Origin of the sequence: Microvirga terrestris (assembly GCF_015694425.1) — a bacterium.
In the GTDB taxonomy this organism is placed as follows: Bacteria; Pseudomonadota; Alphaproteobacteria; order Rhizobiales; family Beijerinckiaceae; genus Microvirga; species Microvirga terrestris.
On record NZ_JADQDN010000003.1, the window covers coordinates 320,903 to 340,007 of the forward strand.

A 19,105-nucleotide genomic window follows, 5' to 3' on the forward strand; every position below is an offset into this window, starting at 1 on the left:
GTTTCTCGCCCCCTCCTCCGCGCCCAAGCCCTCCGACCGGCCGCGCTCTTCGTCGAGAATGCCTCGATGAAGGCCGCACGCGCGATCCTCTGAAACTCCCATGCTGTGGCGCGCCTATGCCCTCCTGTCCCACGGAGGAGACCGCTTCGGCCTCGGCTCCGTGGGCCTTGGATCCTGGCGCATGCCTGCCATTCCGGCGGCCTCCCGAAACGCCAGCGATGTCCTGAAGGTGCTCGAAGAGGCCGATACCGCCATCTGGTCGGCGAGCGCTTTATCGGCTTGCGCCGAGAGCGGTTTGCTCGCACGGCTCGGACAGTCCGCCACCATCGGCGAATTGGCTTTGGCCCTGTCGCTTCCGCCGGCTCTCGTGCAAACCCTGATCGACAGCCTCGGAACTTTCGGCTTCATCACATGGGAGGACGGCCGGGTGCGGGCCTCGCCCGCGCTGATGCCGTTTACATCCTCTGAGGGTGTCGAGACCTTCAAGGCGGCTTTGCGCGCACCATTGCTTCAGACCGAAGACTTCCGGCACAGGCTGAAGACGGGAAGCTTATGCCTCGACGGCTGGTCCCATACGGACGATGCCATCATCGAAGCGCAGGGCACCCTGACCCGGCATTGGACCACGCGCGCGCTGCCGAAGCTGAAATTTCTCCCCGGGCTCGTTCCTCGGCTCGAGGCCCCGGGAGCGGCGCTTCTTGACGTGGGAGCAGGCGCCGCGGGTCTCTCCATTGCGCTCTGCCGGCACTTCCCTCACTTGAGCGCCGTGGCGATCGAACCGGCACCGCATCCGGCGGAGCTTGGGGAGAGGCACGTGCGGCAGGCGGGCTTGGCGGATCGGATCGCGGTTCGACGGGAGCGCGTGGAAGAGTTTCGGGAGGACAAGGCGTTCGACCTCGCCTTCCTGCCGCAGATGTTCCTGCCCGACGCGGTCATCGAGGAGGCTCTCCGCCGGATCTTCCGCGCCTTGAAGCCGGGTGGTTGGCTTCTGGTCGCTGTGCTCTCCCATGACGGTCCGGGCACAGTCTCGTCCGTCAACCGGCTGAAGAACCTGCTCTGGGGCGGCAACACCCGGGGCGTGGCTCGCATCAAGCCGCTTCTGGAATCGGCCGGCTTCAATCCGGTGATCCGGGCGCCCGGCCGGCAGTCGCTGCGCATGGTCTGCGCCCGTCGCCCAAACCTGCGTGATCTGCCTTGAACTGGGTCATGCCATTCCTAGAACCAACACAACTGGACATAGGCCTTGGAACGACTAGGCTTGTGCCCTGCGGGAGGACATCGTGAGCGCTCAAGGAACTTCGGTTGCAGTCATCGGCGGAGGGCTGGGCGGCTTGGCGGCGGCTTGTGTTGCGGCCGCCCGCGGCCACACGGTCACGCTTTACGACAAGAACGCCTGGATCGGCGGCAAGGCGGCAGTGCTGCACGAAGACGGTTTCCGGTTCGACATGGGCCCGACGATCCTCACCGTGCCGCGGGTTCTGGAGCGCATCTTCGCGGAAGCAGGACGCAACCTCTCCGATTATCTCGATCTGGTTCGGCTCGACCCGCAATGGCGCTGTTTTTTCGATGATGGCACGCAGATCGACCTGCAGGAGAACATCGGCGCCATGGCTGAGGCCATGGACCGCTTCGCGCCCGGCAAGAATACCGGCGAGGGCTACAAGCGCTTTCAGGAAATCTCCGCCCATCTTCACGAGATCTCGAACAAGTTCTTCTTCTGGAAGCCGGTGGAGGATCTCTTCGACACCATCAACATCCGGGCCAACATGAATCCCGGGACACTGAAGGATGTGCTGTCCCTGCGCATGGGCTCGTCGGTTGCCGGCACCATCCGTTCGAAGGTCAAGGACGAGCGTTTGGCGCAGATGCTCGACCATTTCACGCAATATGTCGGCTCCTCTCCATACGGTTCGCCCGCCGTGCTCTGCGCCATCGCCCACATGCAGGCGGCGGACGGTGTGTGGTATCCCATGGGCGGCACCCGCGCCGTGGCCGAAGCGCTGGCGAAGCTCGCAACGGAACTTGGCGCTACCATCAAGACCGACAGCGACGTGGCGTCCCTCAAGATCGTGAACGGTGCGGTGGAAGGCGTCGTTCTCGCTGATGGCGAAGACGTCGCCTACGACAGCGTGATCTCCAACATGGATTCGATCCGCACCTACCGCGAACTCGTCGGCGGTGAGGTGGGCGAGCATTACGCGAGAAAGGATTTCGAACCGGCCTGCTCCGGCGTGGTGCTCTATCTCGGCCTCAACAAGCGCTACGATCACGTCCTCCACCACGACTTCGTGTTCTCGCGCGATCCTGAGGAGGAGTTCGATTACATCTATCGCCGCGGCGAACCCGCACCCGATCCGACCTGCTATCTCGCGGCACCGGCCGCAACCGACCCAACCGTTGCACCGGAAGGCGGCGAGGCGCTCTACGTCCTGGTGCATACGCCCTATCTTCGCCCGCATCACGACTGGTCGCAGATGTTTCCGGCCTATCGTCAGGTGATCATCGACAAGCTGAAACGCACGGCCGGCATGGCGGACATCGAGGAGCGCATCGTCGTCGAGCGCCATCTCACGCCGCAGGACATCCACGACCGCTACAAGGTGCTCAACGGCGCCATCTATGGGCTCGCCAGCCACGGCAAGTTCATGGGCGCGTTCAAGCCGGGCAACCGGAGCCGCCAGGTGCAGGGCCTCTATCTCGCCGGCGGCGCGGCTCACCCAGGCCCTGGCATGCCGATGGTGATGATGTCGGGCTGGATCGCCGCCGACGCGCTCGATGCGGACAGCAAGGCCGAGAATCTACGGAACGTGTCTTGAGGCAGAAAACGCGCAACACCGCCAGAGACCGCTCCACGCCACATGGCGCGGAGCGGTCTCCTGTCGCGCGTCGCTCTCCCTTGATCCACCGCTTCATGGTCTCGACATTCCGCCGCTATTTCACGCGCCATATGAATGCCTTGCGTGTCGCCTCATGGGGCATGCCGGCAGCCCCAGTGAATGGCCCTGTGATCGTCTATTCGAACCATCCGGGCTGGTGGGACGCAGCCATCTACATCATCGCCGCAGACCACTTCCTTCCATCCTATGAAAGCTACGCGCCCATCGATGCTGCGATGCTCAAGCAATACGGCATCTTCGGCCGCATTGGCGCGTTCGGAGTCGATCTCGATAGCCCTCGCGGCGCGGCGAATTTCCTGCGGACCAGCGCTGAGATCCTGTCATCGCCGAACCGCGCACTGTGGGTTACCGCACAGGGTCGCTTCGGCGATGTGCGCGAGCGCCCGCTGGGGCTCAAGCCCGGTGTAGCGCGGGTTCCCGAACTCGCACCCGACTGTACGGTGATTCCGCTTGCTATCGAATACGGCTTCTGGCTCGAGCGCGGGGCCGAGGCCTTCCTCGCCTTCGGCAAGCCTATGCATGGCAGAGACCTTCTGGATCTTGCACGCCATGACCGCGTGGAGCGTCTCGAGACGGAGCTCGCAGCCACTCTCGACCGGTTGAGCGCCGATGTGCAGAGCCGCGATCCCGCGCGCTTCCGCGCCATGCTCGAAGGTCGCGCCGGCGTGGGCGGCATCTATGACGGATGGCGCCGGACGATGGCGGCCCTGCGGGGCCGGAGCTTCGATCCATCCCATGAGGGCCGCGCCTCATGATCGTGCTTGGTCTCGTCCTTCTAGCTCTTGCAGGGCTTTCCTTCGTTCTGGCTCTCGTGAACCTGAGCATCCTGCGTGCAACGCCGCTCCACATACCGAAAGGCGATGTCCTCGTCTCGATCCTGATTCCCGCGCGCAATGAGGCGAAGAACATCGGCCCGGCTCTCGATGCAGCGCTCGCGAGCGTCGGTGTGTCGGTCGAGATCCTGGTGATGGATGACGGCTCCACGGATGCCACGCCCGAGATCGTCAGAGCCTACGCTGCACGCGATGAGCGCGTGCGCCTTCTCACGGCGCCTCCGCTCGCGGAGGGATGGACCGGCAAGGTCCATGCCTGCCATCATCTCGCTGAAACAGCCAAGGGCACGCATTTCCTATTCGTGGATGCTGATGTACGCATGGCTCCGCATGCGGCCGCTCGTCTCGCAGGCCACGCGCAGGAGAGCCATACCGGCTTGGTCAGCGCCGTGCCTCGGCAGATCATGCGCTCGCTGGGCGAGCTGCTGACGGTGCCGACGATCAACCTTCTGCTTCTCGGATATCTGCCCATGGGCTTCATGCGCCTGTCGCGCGATCCAGGACTGGGCGCTGCCTGCGGCCAGCTCATGCTTGTCGAGCGGGAAACCTATCGTGCCAGCGGCGGCCATGCCGCCATCCGCGAGCGGATTCATGACGGCATTCAGCTGGCGCGGCTCTTCCGCCGCAAGGGCTTCCTGACCGATCTCGTGCGAGGCGATCATCTCGCCTCCTGCCGGATGTACACACGCTTCGACGAGGCGTGGAACGGCTTTGCCAAGAATGCCCATGAGGGCATGGCAACGCCGGTGGCCCTGCCGATCTGGACGGCGCTTCTTCTCGGCGGGCACATACTACCTTTCACGCTGCTTCCATTTGTGCAGACCTTTCCCATCGTGGCAGCGGCGCTCCTGTCGCTCGCGACCCGCACGCTCGTGACAGTGGCGACGCGGGAGAATCCCTGGTCGATTCCCATGCATCCCTTCACCATGCTGGTCGGGCTCGCGATCCAATGGAGCGTGCTCCTGCGGATCGGCACGACCCGCCGCGCCGGCTGGAAGGGAAGGCTCTATCCCGTGGGGGTGAAGCCATGAGCCAAGCCATCACCCAAGCCACGAAGCGACCGCGGGACGAAAACTTTCCGGTGGCCTCGCTGGTGCTCTCGCCCGAGCACCGGGATGCGGTTCTCGCTTTCTATGCCTTTGCCCGGATGGCCGACGACATCGCCGATGCTCCAGGACTCAAGGCTGCCGAAAAGCTCAAGCGGCTCGACGAGCTCGAGCAGGCGCTCATCGCCGGCGATCCTGCAGTCTCACAAGCCGCACATCTCAACGCGGCCGACAGGCAGCACAAGGCCGGGATCGTCCAGGCGCGCGATCTCCTGCGGGCCTTCCGGCAGGACGTGGTCAAAGCCCGCTATAACGAGTGGGCAGAGCTTATCGAGTATTGCCGCTTCTCGGCCAACCCGGTTGGCCGTTTTCTCCTGGCGCTCCACAAGGAGCGCAGCGCTGCCCAGGCTCCGGCCGATGCCCTCTGCACGGCGCTGCAGATCCTCAATCATCTGCAGGATTGCGGCAAGGACCATCAGGAACTCGGGCGAATCTACATCCCCTTGCGCTGGATGATGGGAGCAGGCTCCGAGAAGGCCTTCTTCGATCCGGCCCAGGCCGCTCTGCGTCGCAGCGTGATCGATGCCATGCTGGATCGGGTCGATGCGCTGATCGACCAGGCGCAATCCTTGCCGGAGCATGTGCAGAACCGGCGCCTGCGGGCGCAGAGCATCGCCACCATGGCGCTCGCCCGCGCCTTGAGTGAACGCCTGCGCAGCAGCGATCCGGTTCTGGAGCGTGTGCAGGTGAGCAAGGCTGATGCCTGCATGGCGTTCCTGCGGGGCCTTGGCGGTACGCTGCGCCGGCCGATCAACGGGGACCATCGCATCACGGCCGCCATGGTGCAGCGGTCCGGATCCTCCTTCCGTTTGGGCATGCAAAGCCTGCACAGGGAGCGCCGGCGCGCCATGCATGCGGTCTATGCGTTCTGCCGCGCCGTCGACGACATCGCCGATGGGGCTGCACCGCCGTCCGAGAAGCGTGCATTCCTGCGCGACTGGCGGCGTGAGCTCGACCGGCTGCATCGCGCGCCGGAAACGCCCATCGGGCGGGAGCTCGCCCGCGCCTCAAGCCTCTTCAAGCTGCCGGTGGAGGAATGCCACGCGCTCCTCGATGGCATGGAGATGGACAGCGCGGAACGCTTGCGGATCACGAACGATTACGAGCTCAACCTCTACGGCCGCCGGGTGGCGGGTTCGGTCGGGGCCCTCTCGATCCGCATCTTCGGCGTACCGTCCGCCCACGATTTCGCGATCAATCTCGGGCGCACCCTGCAGCTCGTGAACATCCTTCGCGATGTGGATGAGGATGCCGCCTGCGAGCGCGTCTATGTTCCGCTCTCGCGGCTGGCGCAGCTCGGATTGCAGGACGCGCCGGCCGCCACCCTCGTGGCCGATCCGCGCTTCGCCCGCGTCTGCGAAGGCCTGGCCGAGGAGGCGCGGGCAGGCTTTACGGCTGCGGATGATGCCTTAATGCGCCTCGACCGCGCGGCCTTGAAACCCGCGATCCTGATGATGGAGAATTACCGCCGCGTGCTCGCACGATTGCAGGCCCGCGGCTGGGGAACGCGGCAAGGCCGGCTGCGTCTGAGCACCGCCGATCGCCTGCACCTGATCTCCCGCGCCATGAGGCCCGCATGACGGCACGACGCACCCATATCGTCGGAGCGGGGATCGCGGGCTTGAGCGCGGCGCTGGCCGTCACGACCGATGGCGGCGAGGCCGCGCTCTATGAAGCCGCTCCTCATCCGGGCGGACGCTGCCGCACGCTGCACCCCGCCGATGGCTTCACCCATGACAACGGCACCCATGTGCTGTTCACGGCCAACGGACGTGCGCTCGACCTCCTGAAGACCGTGGGTGCGCGCGAGCGCTGGATCGAGCCCGAACCCAAGGGCCTTCCGCTCTATGACGGCCGCACCGGCGAGATGCGCTGTGTCGGTCTGTCGCCCTGGTCCTGGCTGATGCCGTCCCGCCGTCCTCAGGGGCTAACCCTGCCCGATCTCATGCGCATCGTGCGCCTCGTCTTCGCCGCGAAGGAATGCCCGGTCGCCTCCATCATCGGCAAGCGCCCGATCATGGACAGCCTGATCGAGCCGCTGACCGTGGCGGTCCTCAACACGCCGCCCGAGCAGGCCTCCGCGCAGCGCCTTGCCTGCGCGCTTCGCCAGCTTATCCGCCCTGGCGCGGGCCGTCTTCTGGTAGCCAGGAACGGCCTAAGTCAGGACCTGATCGAGCCCGCCGTTGCGGCGCTTCAGGCCAGGGGCATGCCCGTCCTCAACGGACAGCGCTTGCGCACCCTTCTCACTGCCAATGGGCGCGTCATCGGGCTGGCGCTGAGCGACCGCACGGTGATGCTCGGCCCCGACGACCGCGTGATCCTGGCGCTTCCCCCCTACGAGATTGAGCGGCTTCTGCCCGCCCTTCCGGTGCCGACACAGTTCGAGCCGATCCTGAACGTGCATTACCGCATGAAAGGCTTGGACCGCCCGCGCTTCATCGGCTTCACCGGCACGCTGGCCCAATGGGCGCTGATCCGCGAGAACCATGTGAGCGTCACCGTTTCGGCGGCCGATGCGGTGGTCGACCAGAACGCCACCGATGTGGCGGCACGGATCTGGCGCGAGATCATGCCGGCTTTGCGCTTCCTGGGCCTCGATGCGCAACCCGACCGGCAGCCCGAAACGCGCGTGGTGAAGGAAAAGCGCGCCACGATCCGTCAAGCCGCCGAAACGCTGCCCCAGCCGCCCCTGCGGCCGCTCGCGAATTTGGCGCTGGCCGGCGATTGGATCGGGTCCCTCCCCGCCACCATCGAGAGCGCCGTTATGGCCGGCGAGCACGCCGCTTCCATTCTGCACCATGCCCGCGGCACCCGGGCCACTCTCGCCAAAGACCGAGGCTTGAAGACGGAGGACGCGGCATGATTCAGGACCATCCGCCGCTCACCGTTCTGCTCGCCGCGCCGCGCGGCTTCTGCGCCGGCGTCGAGCGCGCCATTCAGGCGGTGGAGGACGCCCTGGAGAGGACGGGAAAGCCCGTCTATGTGCGCCACGAGATCGTGCACAACAACCGCGTTGTGGATGATCTCAAGCGCAAGGGCGCGATCTTCGTCGAAGACATCGCAGAGATTCCCGACGGGGCCGTGGCGATCTTCAGCGCCCATGGCGTGCCGCGCGCAGTGGAGCGCGAGGCGACGGGCCGCGGGCTTTCCGTGCTCGACGCCACCTGCCCGCTGGTACGCCGCGTTCACCTGGAAGGGCAGCGCCATGCCAGGGCAGGCCGCGAGGTCATCGTCATCGGCCACCGGGGTCATGTGGAGATCGAGGGCACGACGGGGCAGATCGACGGCACCGTGCATGTGATCGAGAGCGTTGAGGAGGCGCTCAAGCTGCCCGTCCTGAACCCGGAACGCATCGCTTACATCACTCAGACCACGCTCTCCGTCGATGATACGCGCGAGATCATCGCGGCCCTGAAATCGCGGTTTCCGGCCATCCAGGGACCGGACGTCAAAACGATCTGCTACGCGACGCAGAACCGGCAGATGGCGGTGCGCGTCATCGCCCGGCGGGCTGAGCGCATCATCGTGTGTGGGGCGCGCAACTCGTCGAACACCAACCGCCTGTGCGAGGTCGCCGCCAACGAAGGACGCCAAGCGCTTCTGATGCAGGATCCGAAGGATCTGACGCTCGCCTTCATCGACGGCGCCGCCGTGATCGGCCTCACCGCCGGAGCCTCCGCGCCCGAGGATCTGGTAAAGGAGGCCCTGGCCCGGCTCGCGCAATGGCGGCGCCTCACGGTGGAGGAGGTCAGCGTGACCCGCGAGGACGCCCAGTTCGCCCCAGTCGACCTCTCACGTCTCGTCAATCAGCTCGCAAACGCTTCCTGAACGTCCTGCGGCGTGGCCGTTACCAGCCCGAGCCGGTCGCGTCGCAGCCAGCGCCACAGCATCAGCCCGGCCACCACGGCAAGCCCGCTGGCGAGCCCGATCCAGATGCCGATACCGCGAAGGGGCGTGTTGAAGGCCAGGATGATGCCAAGCGGCAGGCCGACACCCCAATAGCCGAGAGCCGCATAGATCATCGGCACCCGCGTGTCCTGAAGGCCGCGGAGCATGCCGGCGCCCACCGCCTGTGCACCGTCCACCAGCTGGAAGATGGCCGCCACTACCAGGAACGAGCGCGCCAGATCGACCACGAGCGCATTCTTCGGATCACTCAAATCGAGGAAGGCGCCGAGCAGCAGGTGCGGCGCAAACATCATGAGCGAGGCCGTGACGACCATGAAACCGGTGCCGATCGCGAACGACGTCCAGCCGGCGCGGGTGACCCCCGGCGCATCCTGCGCGCCATAAGCGCGACCCACGCGCACCGTGACGGCCTGCCCGATGCCGAGGGGAACGGAGAAGCAGAAGGAGGCGATCTGCAGGGCTACCGCGTGGGCGGCCAGTTCGCTTGCGCCGAGCCGGCCCATGAGCATGGCGGCCGCGTTGAAGATCGTCACCTCGAACATCAGCGTCAGGCCGATGGGAACGCCGATCCGCCACAGGGTGCGATAGCGCGGCCAGTCGGGGCGCCAGAAGCGGCCGAAGACGTGATAGCGCCTCAGCTTGGGATCGAGGGTGATGACGAAGGCGAGCCCGAGGAACATGAACGTGCTCGACAGCACCGTGCCGAGACCCACGCCCACCAGCCCCAGGGCCGGCAAGCCGAACGAACCGACCATCAGGGCATAGGCCGCGCCGAAGTTCACCGGGATGGCCAGCAGACCCATGAACAACGCCCAGCCGGGCCGCTCCAGCGCCGCTAGGAAGGAGCGCAGCACCAGAAAGAACAGAAATGGCAGCAGACTCCACTGAAGGGCCCGCATGTACTCGCCGGCATTCTCGGCGAGCCGCGGCTCCTGGCCGATGGCCAGCAGAATCGCCTCGCCGTTCCAGGCGACGATCCAGATCGGGATCGCAACCGTCACGCATGCCCACAGGCCCTGCCGAACCGTGCGCCGCACCTCGCGCACGGAATGGCGCTTGCGGCCAAGCTCCTCGGCGATGATCGGCGAGGTGGCGTTCACGAGGCCAATGCCGAAGATCAGGAAGGCGAAGTAAAGGTTGGTGCCGAGCGCACCCGCCGCGAGAGCTTCCGAGCCCATCCAGCCCATGAGAATCACGTCGGACGTCATCAGGGCGTTCTGCGCCAGGGTGGCGAGAACGAGCGGCCAGCCGAGAGCCAGCGTGGCGCGGAGTTCCGCCAGCCAGGCAGCGCGTTCAGTCAGGGAGGTGCGATGAATCATGGTGCCGGGCTTGTAGCCAACCTGCCGCCCGAAAGCCACCGCAGGAACCCTGAAGCCCGGAAGGAACCTGAGCTCAAGCGCGTCCGTTCCCCTCTTCGCTCACGTTTTCGTGTTGATTTCCCGGAGTTTTCCATGGCGCAGCCGGCGCTCTCCACCGCAATCGACTTTGTCCTGCCGCCGGTCCTGCACAACGAGCGGGGCGAGGTGCGCACGGTCGGAGTCGAAATCGAGTTCGTCGGCCCCTCCGCCGAGAAGACCGTGCAGGCCCTGCAGGAGGCGCTCGGGGGCCGGCTCATCGAGGAGGATCCTCATGCCTTCGCTCTGAAGGAATCGGCCATCGGCGACCTGACCGTGGAGCTCGACAGCCGCATTCTGCACCCGGGCAAGCAGGCCGGCACGCAGCGCGGCGTGCTGCCCAAGATCGCCGCTCTCTTCGGCTTTGCCGCGAGTTATCTCGTGCCCTGCGAACTCGTCACCGCTCCCACACCCATCGACCGCCTGGAGGATCTCAACCGCATCCTGACGATCCTGCGCGGGCTCGGCGCCAAGGGAACGCAGGATGCGCCGTTCTATGCCTTCGGGCTGCATTTCAATCCGGAGATTCCTCGCCAGGATGCGGCAACCCTGACGGCCTTCATGAAAAGCTTCGCGCTGCTCAACCCATGGCTCCGGCGCGAGGCCTCCCCGGACGCCACCCGCAATCTTCTCGGCTTCGCGGACCCCTTCCCGGCCGAATACGTGCGCAGGATCGCTTCCCCTGATTACTGGCCGGATATCGCAAGCTTCATCGACGATTATTTGAGCCACAACCCGACGCGGAACCGCGACCTCGACCTCCTGCCGCTCCTGCATCACTTCGATGCCACGCGCGTGCGGGCCGTGCTGCCGAACGAGAAGATCAACGGCCGCCCCACGTTTCATTATCGTCTGCCCGATGCGCGGGTGAGCGACCCCGGCTGGAGCATCGCGCCGGACTGGAATCGCTGGGTCTGTGTCGAGCGTCTGGCCGCCGATCGCGGGAAGCTGGACGCGGTCGGCTCCGCCTATCTCGCCTTCGAAGGAGAGGACAAAAGCTGGGCCAACGTGGTGGAGCAGGTCGTACGCTCATGACCAGGCCTCTCATCGGCGTCACCACGTCTCGCCGCGGCGGATGGCGCAGCTACCTCATGCACCGGCTGGCGCTGTATCGCTCGGGCGCGCGCTCCATTCGCATCGTGCCGGGCCATCCTTTGCCGACGGAGCCGCTCCATGGTCTCGTCATCGGCGGCGGCGACGATATCGGCGCGGAGATCTATGGCGGGCAGGTGCTGCCCGACGTGCGCATCGATCCCGAGCGCGACAAGCTGGAGCTCGGCCTGCTCAAGGCGGCTCTCCCGGCCGGCCTGCCGGTGCTCGGCATCTGCCGCGGATCGCAGATGATCAATGTGGCGCTCGGCGGCACGCTGCACACGGACATCTACGAGGTTTATGTGCAGGCCCCCAAGATGCGCACCGTGCTGCCGCGCAAGACGGTGACCGTTGAGCCCGGATCACGCCTCAACGGCATCCTGCGCTGCAACCCTTGTCTCGTGAATGCCCTGCATCACCAGTCGGTGGACCGGCTCGGGCAAGGCCTCAGCATCGCGGCCCGTGACGAGAGCGGCATCGTCCAGGCTATCGAGAGCCAAAGAGCGCCATTCCTGCTGGGCGTGCAATGGCATCCAGAACTGCTGGTCTGGAAGAAGCCGCACCAGCGTCTGTTCGCAGCGCTCACGGAGGCGGCCCGCGAGGCGGCACTGCCCCTCTCGGCGGAGGCGCTTGCTACCTAGATCAGCGGGCTCGCTTCGATAAGCGCGGAAAGAGCGGGATCACCTTGCTGTCGCGGGGCGGATTCAGGTGCCGCTGGATGGCCGCATGAAGATCACGGCTGACGATGGGCTTCTGCAGCAGCGGGAATTCGCTCTCCTCGCCAACTGATCCGGGATTGCCCGTGATCAGCAGGACGGGCAGAGCGGGAGCAATCTGACGAACCTCGCGCGCCAGCATGACGCCGTTCATCGTGCCCGGCATGGCGATGTCGGCCAGCACCAGGGCAGGCCTGCGGGTGTTCAGGGACCTGATCGCCTGAGCGGCATCGGTGGCGATGCTGGTGACGTAACCGAACTCCTCCAAGCTCGATTGAAGAGCCAGCGCCACCTCGAGCTCATCGTCGACCACGAGAACCTCGGTATGGTTCGGCACCGGCTCATCAGAGGCTTCATCCTCGCTCGGCAGGCTCGGCGACAGCAGGGTCGCCGCATCGGCCCGTGGCAGATAGAGAATGATCGCGGTGCCGTTTTCGTCCCGACGCACCTCCGAGGCGCCGCCGAGGCCCTCCAGGAAATGCAGGCTCTGACGCAGGGACAGCCAGGACGAGAGATCGAGGTTGCGCAGGGCAAAGGCCTGCTCGAGATCGGTTTCCGGTGCAAGACGCGTGTCAGTGGGTCCAGAGCTGCGAATCGTCAGCTGCACGAAATCGCCCTCGCGCGTCAGGTCCGGCAGCGCTCCCTTGTGGACCGAAACGTTGCACGCCTCAAGCGTGATGGTGCCCCCCTGAGGCAGGGCGTCCCGCACATGTCCGCTCAGCATAACGACAGCCGTCTGGATATCGTCCGGGTCGGCCTCCACGGACCAGAGATCCTCTGCCAGAGACAGCCGCATGTCGACGGTGTCTCGCAGCAGGGAGCGGCTCATCAGATCGGCCACCGAGCTCACCTGCTTGGCAATGTTCACATACTGGACCTTTGCCTCGCCCTGGCGGGCAAAGGCCGTCGAGCGGGCGATGAGCTTGGCGGCCTGATCGGCGGCCACGAGGGCCGAGAGCAGCTTGCGCTGCAGGATCGGCTGATCCTTCAACTGGCGTGCCGCAGCGTCGATATTGGCGCTGATGACCATGAGCCGGTTGTTGAGGTCATGGGTGATGCCGTCACGCAGCTTCTCGACGGCTTCCGCTTTCTGGAGACGGCGCAGGGCCTCGTCCTCATCCGATGCGGAAGTCACGTCAGGAAACGCGTCCTCGACGAAAGCGAACGGGACGGCCGGCTCTTCGATCTGGCCAGCCGTAACATCCTCGAACACTGAGAATTCATCGGGCGTGTCGGCGTCCTTATCCTTGAGAGCCTCCCGGATCTGCCGCCCGATCAGCAGCGGAACCCCGGCAGCCAGCACCAGGAAAAGCCCTGCCGCCCCGGCAATCAGCGTGGAACTCCTGAAGAAGGCAGCGCCGGCCAGCGCGAAACCCGATAGGATCAGGGCGCAGGACAGGGCCAGCAGAGTCAGCTTCAACAGGGCAGGCAAAAATGGCACTTAAGCTTCCCGAAAATATGCATTGACCCGGCGCCGCTCAGACGCCACTTCCAACCGCTATCTTGTGTAACACGAACCGAGGGCAAGCGCGGTCGCCTCGCGATAAAGTGTTACTACCTGACAAAGGAGATGATTGTGCGGCTTTCTGATGTCCATGGATTGGCGCCACTGGCGCTTGCGGTGATTTTGGCGATTGCTTTCGTCCCGCAGGCCAAGGCCCAGGAAACATCCAGCCAATCCATCGAGCGCCGCGTCAACGAGATCCTCAGGCAGATGACCCTGGAGGAGAAGGTCGGCCAGCTGAACCTCGTCTCGCACGGTCCGCCCCTGCGCTGGGAGGACATTTCCGAAGGCAAGGCCGGAGCCCTGCTCAACTTCAACAGCGCCCCCGACGTCGCCCGCGCTCAGGCGCTCGCCCGCCAGAGCCGCCTCAAGATCCCGCCGCTCTTCGGCCTCGACGTGCTGCACGGCTTCCGCACGCAGTTTCCTCTTCCCTTAGGCGAGGCCGCGGCCTTCAGTCCGCGAGTCTCGCGCCTCGCCTCCGAATGGGCCGCCAAGGAGGCGGCCTATGTGGGTGTGAACTGGACCTTCGCGCCCATGGCCGATCTCTCCCGCGACAGCCGCTGGGGCCGCATCGTCGAAGGGTTCGGCGAGGATCCATATCTCGGCTCCGTCCTGACGGCAGCCCGCGTGGAAGGCTTCCGCCAGGGGGGCCTTGCCGCCGCTGCCAAGCATTTCGCCGGCTACGGCGCCCCGCAGGGCGGGCGCGACTACGACACCACCTACATCCCGCGCGCGGAAATGTACGATACCTATCTGCCGCCGTTCCGGGCCGCCGTGGAGGCGGGCTCGGCGAGCTTCATGGCGGCCTTCAATGCGCTCAATGGCGAGCCCTCGACGGCCAATCCCTGGCTGCTGACGGATATTCTGCGCAAGCAATGGGGTTTCGACGGCTTCGTCACCTCCGATTGGGTCGGCATCGGCGAGTTGATCAACCACGGCATCGCGGTCGACGGCGCGGAAGCCGCCCGCAAGGCAATTCTTGCCGGCGTCGACATGGACATGATGGGGCTGCTCTACATCAAGCACCTGCCGGACGAGGTGCGCGCCGGCCGGGTGCCGGAGAGCGTGATCGACGAGTCGGTGCGCCGGGTGCTGCGCACCAAGTTCCGCATGGGCCTGTTCGACCGTCCGGACATGGATCCGTCGCGCTCCGATTCCGCCTTCCCGAATCCGGAGTCGCGCCAGATGGCGCGCGCGGTGGCCCGCGAGACCTTCGTTCTGCTGCAGAATCGCGGCGATGTGTTGCCTGTGCCGGCCAGTGCTCGGTCGATTGCGGTGATCGGCCCCCTGGCCGATGCGCCGCACGACCAGATGGGGCCGCATGCGGCCCGCGGGCACAAGGAGGACAGCGTCACGGTCCTCGAAGGCATCCGCCGCCGGGCGCAGGGCACCGGCATCACCGTGCGCCATGCGCCGGCCTGCGATCTCTTCTGCCGCGACACCAGCGGACTCCCGGCTGCCCTCGATGCCGCGAAACAATCCGATTTTGTGATCGCCGTCTTCGGCGAGCCGCAGGAGTTGTCCGGTGAGGCTGCTTCCCGCGCTCATCTCGAACTCAACGGAAAGCAGATCGATGTGCTGGAAGAGCTTGCCAAGACAGGCAAGCCGGTCGCGCTCATCCTCTTAGGAGGACGGCCGCAGGTACTCGGCTCGGTGGCTGAGCGTGTTCCTGCGATCCTGATGGCCTGGTACCCGGGCACGGAAGCAGGCCCGGCCCTGGCCGACGTGCTGTTCGGCGACGTGAGCCCGAGCGGCAAGCTGCCGCTCACTTGGCCCCGCGCCACAGGACAGCTGCCGTTCTACTACAACCGCCTGCCCACCGGCCGGCCAACCAAGCCGGAAAACCGCTTCACCCTGCAGTATATCGACGAGGCGATTACGCCGCTCTACCCGTTCGGCTGGGGCCTGAGCTACACGCAGTTTGCCTATGCCGATGCCGCGATGGCGCAAAAGCAGCTCGACCAGGGGCAAGTGCTGGAAGTTTCGGTAAGCGTGAAGAATACGGGCGCTCGGGAAGGCCAGGAGGTCGTGCAGCTCTACACCCGCGACCCGGTGGCAAGCCGCAGCCGCCCGTTGCGCGAGCTGAAGGCCTTCGAGAAGATTGCCCTCAAGCCCGGCGAGACGAAGCGCGTGACCCTGCGCGTGCCGGTGGAATCGCTTGGCTTTCATCTCGACGACGGCACCTACTTGGTCGAGGCAGGCGCCATCCAGGTCTTCGTCGGCGGCAGCTCTCTGGCCGAGCCGATCGGCGAGGCCGAGATCACCAAAACCTTCCGCATTCCGCCCATGGAGCGGCGCGCCTCCGCGTCGACCAGCATCGCGCAGTAACCGGAATCGCAGGCTGCCCGAAAGCGATGTTCGGGCAGCCCTTCGACGCATTGGATCTCTTAAGCAATCGGCGCTAGGCTTACGCCTATGAGCGCTCAGTCGGTCAAGCCGCAGCCCCGCGATTTCGCCATTCGTTCGATGAAAGCCATTGCGGCCCATGAGCGGACCGGAGCGGCCGACGCCCTGCTCGGCGTGGCCCTCGCTTTCGTGGCAGGCGCGATCAATGCCGGCGGCTTCCTGGCCGTCGGCCAGTACACCTCGCACATGTCCGGCATTCTCTCTGCCATGGCCGACCATACGGCGCTGGGGTTGCTCGGTTCGGCTGCGATCGGGCTTGCGGCCTTGCTGCCCTTCGTCATGGGGGCGGCCTGCTCGGCGATGCTGATCAACTGGGGCCGCCGCCATCGTCTCGGCAGCCGCTATGCCATGCCGCTGATGCTGGAAGCTTTCCTGCTGATGGGCTTCGGCTTTCTCGGCTGGCTCGCCCATCCCTCGCCGGCCTTCGTGGCGCTCGCCGTACCTCTCCTATGCTTCATCATGGGCCTGCAGAACGCGACCATTACCAAGGTCTCCGGCGCGCGCATGCGCACCACCCATGTCACGGGAATCGTCACCGATATCGGAATCGAGCTCGGCAAGCTCCTCTATTGGAACCGGAACCCGGACAATCCGGATCGGGTTCTGGCGGACCGGGCCAAGCTGCGCCTGCTCACCCTACTGCTCGCCTCCTTCTTCATCGGCGGCGTAATCGGCGCCATCGGCTTCAGCCGGGCCGGATTCCTGTTCGCCCTGCCCTTCGCGCTCCTGCTGCTATTGCTCGCCGGACCTCCCCTGGCCGAGGATGCCACGACCCTGGCCCGGCAACTGCGAAAGCGCTGAGCCGCCATTGGCCGTTCTGCCGGGGAGACCTAGATCTCTCCCATGCGAGAGAAAGCCCCGGCTTCTGCTCCCCGCCACCCGGATGGCGATGCGCCGGATGCTCGCGGCCGGCGGGCAACCCGCCTCGTCGGCGCGACGGCTCTTCTGGCGCTCACCCTCTGGATGATCCGGTCCTATCTCACGGCACTCGGCTGGGCCGTCATCGTCACCATCAGTGTCTGGCCGCTTTACCGACGCATCCGTGCGAGCCTGGGCGGATCTCACCGGGCCGCGCCGCTGCTGGTCACAGCCAGCCTCGCCGCTCTCCTCGTCATTCCGATGACCCTTGCCCTGGCGGAGATCGGCCGCGAGGGGCAGTTCGTCGTGGAGTGGCTGACGGATTTGCAGCAGAACGGCCTTCCCATGCCGGACTGGATCCATCGCCTGCCGCTCATCGGCCAGCATCTGGATGCATGGTGGCAGACTCATCTGGCCAGGCCCCCATCAGCCGGGCAGGTTCTGAACGGCCTCGACAGCGCGACCTTGACCCAGTGGTCGGAGACCCTCGGCGGCGCGGTGCTAACCCGTCTGCTGCATGGATTTCTGATCTTTTTGACCCTCTTCATCCTGCTGCGCAACGGGGATGAGATCGGCGACCGCGTGCTCGCCGCCGTCGACCGCTGGTTCGGCCGGCCGGGCGAGCGGCTGGCGGAGGACATGGCCTCGGCTGTGCGGGGCACGGTGAACGGGACGATCCTGGTGGCCGTAGGCGAAGGCATCCTGATCGGCCTCGGCTTCGTGGTGGCCGGGGTGCCGAACGCCGCCCTGTTTGCCATCCTCACCACGGCCTTCGCCATGCTGCCCATGGGGGCATGGCTGGCATTCGGCACTGCGGCCGTCGTGCTGGTGATGACCGGCGGATCCATCGCCGCCGCCGGCGGCGTCTTCGGCTGGGGCGCCGCCGTCATGCTGGTCGGCGACAACATCGTCCAGCCGGCGCTGATCGGAGGCGCGGTGCGGCTGCCCTTCCTGTGGACCCTGCTCGGCATTCTCGGGGGTCTGGAGACATTCGGTCTCATCGGCCTGTTTGTCGGCCCCGTGCTGATGGCTGCTCTCCTCACCATCTGGCGCCAGCAGGGCAGTCCTTCGCCAGCCACTGCGACGAACAAGGAACCTCCGTGAAGGCTTGGCGGTTCACTCCTGACAGAGTGGAGTCGTCACCCATGCCCAACCTCAGCCGCAACCCCGTCGAAACCCTGGCCCGGGTCGGCTATGGCGCAAGGGGCGTGGTCTATGGTCTCGTCGGCGGCTTGGCACTGCTCGCCGCCATCGGATCCGGCGGCCAGACCGGCGGCAGCCGCTCTGCCCTCCAGACGCTCGTCTCCCAGCCCTTCGGAAAGGTCTGGCTCGTCCTGATTGCCCTCGGCCTGTTCGGGTTCTGCGCTTGGCGGGTTCTGGAGGCGCTCACCGATGCCGATCATCGCGGCTCCGGCATGAAGGGCTGGGGTGTCCGAGGCGCGCATCTGATTAGCGGCATCATTTATGCGGGTCTTGCCCTCTTTGCCCTGAACCTCGCCCTCGGGCGCAGCCAGGGAGGCGGCGGTGAGGATCAGGCAGCTCAGGATTGGACCGCCTGGCTCATGAGCCAGCCCTTCGGCCAGTGGCTGGTGGGTCTCGTCGGCCTCGCGATCGCCGGGACGGGTCTCGCCTTCATCGTGAAGGCGTGGCGCGGGCGGGTGGCGGACCGCCTCTCCCTGCCGTCCGACAAACGGGACTGGTTCGTCAGCATCGGCCGCATGGGATTTGCAGCGCGCGGCGTGGTCTTCGTGATGATCGGTGGCTTTCTGGTGCTTGCGGCGCTCCATGCCTCGTCGTCGGAGGTGCACGGCCTCGGCGGGGCGCTGACAGCTCTGCAGCGGCAGCCCTATGGCTGGGTGCTCCTGGCCCTGACGGCGCTCGGCCTCTTCGCCTTCGGCGTCTTCGGCCTCATCCAGGCCCGATACCGCCACATCGACGCGCCCGACTTCGACGACGCAAAAGCCGCCATCGCACGGGTGGGTCGATAAGCAGGTTGCCGCTGAAAGACTGGCGATCCCGGGAAGACTCGAACTTCCGACCTTCGGTTTAGGAAGCGATAATTTGTATCGTTTCGGTATTCTACAGCATTTCACCGAAATATAGCTGGGTGTATCTCTTTCCATCGAGAGATGGCCCTATGGAAATCCCCCGTGAGATCGACTGGATTGTAATCCAGCATACCGGCTTTCATCCCTATGAAGGCAGGAAACTGTAACCGCCGAGCAACCGGCGAATGACCAGGAACAGCGATATATTGCTTTAAGGTATATTCTGGCCAGATTGAATATGCGGTAGTGCGCGATTGCACCATGACGCATGATATCGGGGGCTCCTAAGAGGGACCGAACGGCTTTGCCCAGAAGTAGGTAGATCGTATCCGGTAAGCGGTC

General features: G+C 65.7%; 14 protein-coding genes and 1 pseudogene. 13 read left to right on the forward strand and 2 right to left on the reverse strand.

What is annotated here, in order from left to right; translation table 11 throughout:
• The first annotated feature begins 100 nt into the window (after nucleotides 1-100).
• From I2H36_RS08540 to ispH, 7 genes are all read left to right on the forward strand, one after another.
• A complete protein-coding gene (locus I2H36_RS08540; protein WP_196263462.1) occupies nucleotides 101-1,198 on the forward strand; it encodes a class I SAM-dependent methyltransferase in 1,098 nt (365 codons plus the stop codon).
• A gap of 82 nt (nucleotides 1,199-1,280) precedes the next feature.
• Entirely contained in the window at nucleotides 1,281-2,816 is a 1,536-nt protein-coding gene (locus I2H36_RS08545) for a phytoene desaturase family protein (RefSeq protein WP_196263463.1), read from the forward strand.
• Between the two features lie 95 nt (nucleotides 2,817-2,911).
• Nucleotides 2,912-3,652, forward strand: a complete 741-nt coding sequence (locus I2H36_RS08550; protein WP_196263590.1) for a lysophospholipid acyltransferase family protein — start codon at nucleotides 2,912-2,914, stop codon at nucleotides 3,650-3,652.
• A complete protein-coding gene (locus I2H36_RS08555; RefSeq protein ID WP_196263464.1) occupies nucleotides 3,649-4,761 on the forward strand; it encodes a glycosyltransferase family 2 protein in 1,113 nt (370 codons plus the stop codon). The genes I2H36_RS08550 and I2H36_RS08555 overlap by 4 nt, the downstream gene beginning before the upstream one ends.
• On the forward strand, nucleotides 4,758-6,416 hold the full coding sequence (locus tag I2H36_RS08560; RefSeq protein WP_196263465.1) for a squalene/phytoene synthase family protein: 1,659 nt from the start codon (nucleotides 4,758-4,760) through the stop codon (nucleotides 6,414-6,416). The genes I2H36_RS08555 and I2H36_RS08560 overlap by 4 nt, the downstream gene beginning before the upstream one ends.
• On the forward strand, nucleotides 6,413-7,699 hold the full coding sequence (locus I2H36_RS08565) for a hydroxysqualene dehydroxylase (RefSeq protein WP_196263466.1): 1,287 nt from the start codon (nucleotides 6,413-6,415) through the stop codon (nucleotides 7,697-7,699). Before I2H36_RS08560 ends, I2H36_RS08565 begins: the two co-directional genes overlap by 4 nt.
• Nucleotides 7,696-8,664, forward strand: a complete 969-nt coding sequence (gene ispH, locus I2H36_RS08570; protein WP_196263467.1) for a 4-hydroxy-3-methylbut-2-enyl diphosphate reductase — start codon at nucleotides 7,696-7,698, stop codon at nucleotides 8,662-8,664. Before I2H36_RS08565 ends, ispH begins: the two co-directional genes overlap by 4 nt.
• Here the strand turns inward: ispH and I2H36_RS08575 are convergent.
• On the reverse strand, nucleotides 8,643-10,064 hold the full coding sequence (locus I2H36_RS08575) for an MATE family efflux transporter (RefSeq protein WP_196263591.1): 1,422 nt from the start codon (nucleotides 10,062-10,064) through the stop codon (nucleotides 8,643-8,645). The genes ispH and I2H36_RS08575 overlap by 22 nt on opposite strands.
• A gap of 132 nt (nucleotides 10,065-10,196) precedes the next feature.
• Between I2H36_RS08575 and I2H36_RS08580 the strand changes: the two genes are divergently transcribed.
• Nucleotides 10,197-11,174, forward strand: a complete 978-nt coding sequence (locus tag I2H36_RS08580) for an amidoligase family protein (RefSeq protein WP_196263468.1) — start codon at nucleotides 10,197-10,199, stop codon at nucleotides 11,172-11,174.
• Nucleotides 11,171-11,872 (forward strand): gamma-glutamyl-gamma-aminobutyrate hydrolase family protein, encoded by a 702-nt coding sequence (locus I2H36_RS08585; RefSeq protein ID WP_196263469.1) that lies wholly within the window; start codon nucleotides 11,171-11,173, stop codon nucleotides 11,870-11,872. The genes I2H36_RS08580 and I2H36_RS08585 overlap by 4 nt, the downstream gene beginning before the upstream one ends.
• A 1-nt stretch (nucleotide 11,873) precedes the next feature.
• Here the strand turns inward: I2H36_RS08585 and I2H36_RS08590 are convergent, their stop codons facing one another.
• The gene (locus I2H36_RS08590) at nucleotides 11,874-13,388 is read right to left on the reverse strand and encodes a response regulator (protein ID WP_196263470.1); all 1,515 of its coding nucleotides are present in this window, start codon (nucleotides 13,386-13,388) and stop codon (nucleotides 11,874-11,876) included.
• Nucleotides 13,389-13,517: 129 nt separating this feature from the next.
• On the opposite strand from I2H36_RS08590, the gene I2H36_RS08595 reads away from it, so the two are divergent.
• The 4 genes and pseudogenes from I2H36_RS08595 to I2H36_RS08610 all read left to right on the forward strand — a co-directional run bounded on the left by I2H36_RS08595 (nucleotide 13,518) and on the right by I2H36_RS08610 (nucleotide 18,703).
• A complete protein-coding gene (locus I2H36_RS08595; protein WP_210331002.1) occupies nucleotides 13,518-15,779 on the forward strand; it encodes a glycoside hydrolase family 3 N-terminal domain-containing protein in 2,262 nt (753 codons plus the stop codon).
• Between the two features lie 138 nt (nucleotides 15,780-15,917).
• Nucleotides 15,918-16,622, forward strand: a pseudogene (locus I2H36_RS08600) (YoaK family protein); the annotation flags it as partial.
• Between the two features lie 78 nt (nucleotides 16,623-16,700).
• A complete protein-coding gene (locus tag I2H36_RS08605; RefSeq protein WP_196263473.1) occupies nucleotides 16,701-17,819 on the forward strand; it encodes an AI-2E family transporter in 1,119 nt (372 codons plus the stop codon).
• A gap of 41 nt (nucleotides 17,820-17,860) precedes the next feature.
• Nucleotides 17,861-18,703 (forward strand): DUF1206 domain-containing protein, encoded by an 843-nt coding sequence (locus tag I2H36_RS08610; protein WP_196263474.1) that lies wholly within the window; start codon nucleotides 17,861-17,863, stop codon nucleotides 18,701-18,703.
• The last annotated feature ends 402 nt before the right edge of the window (nucleotides 18,704-19,105 follow it).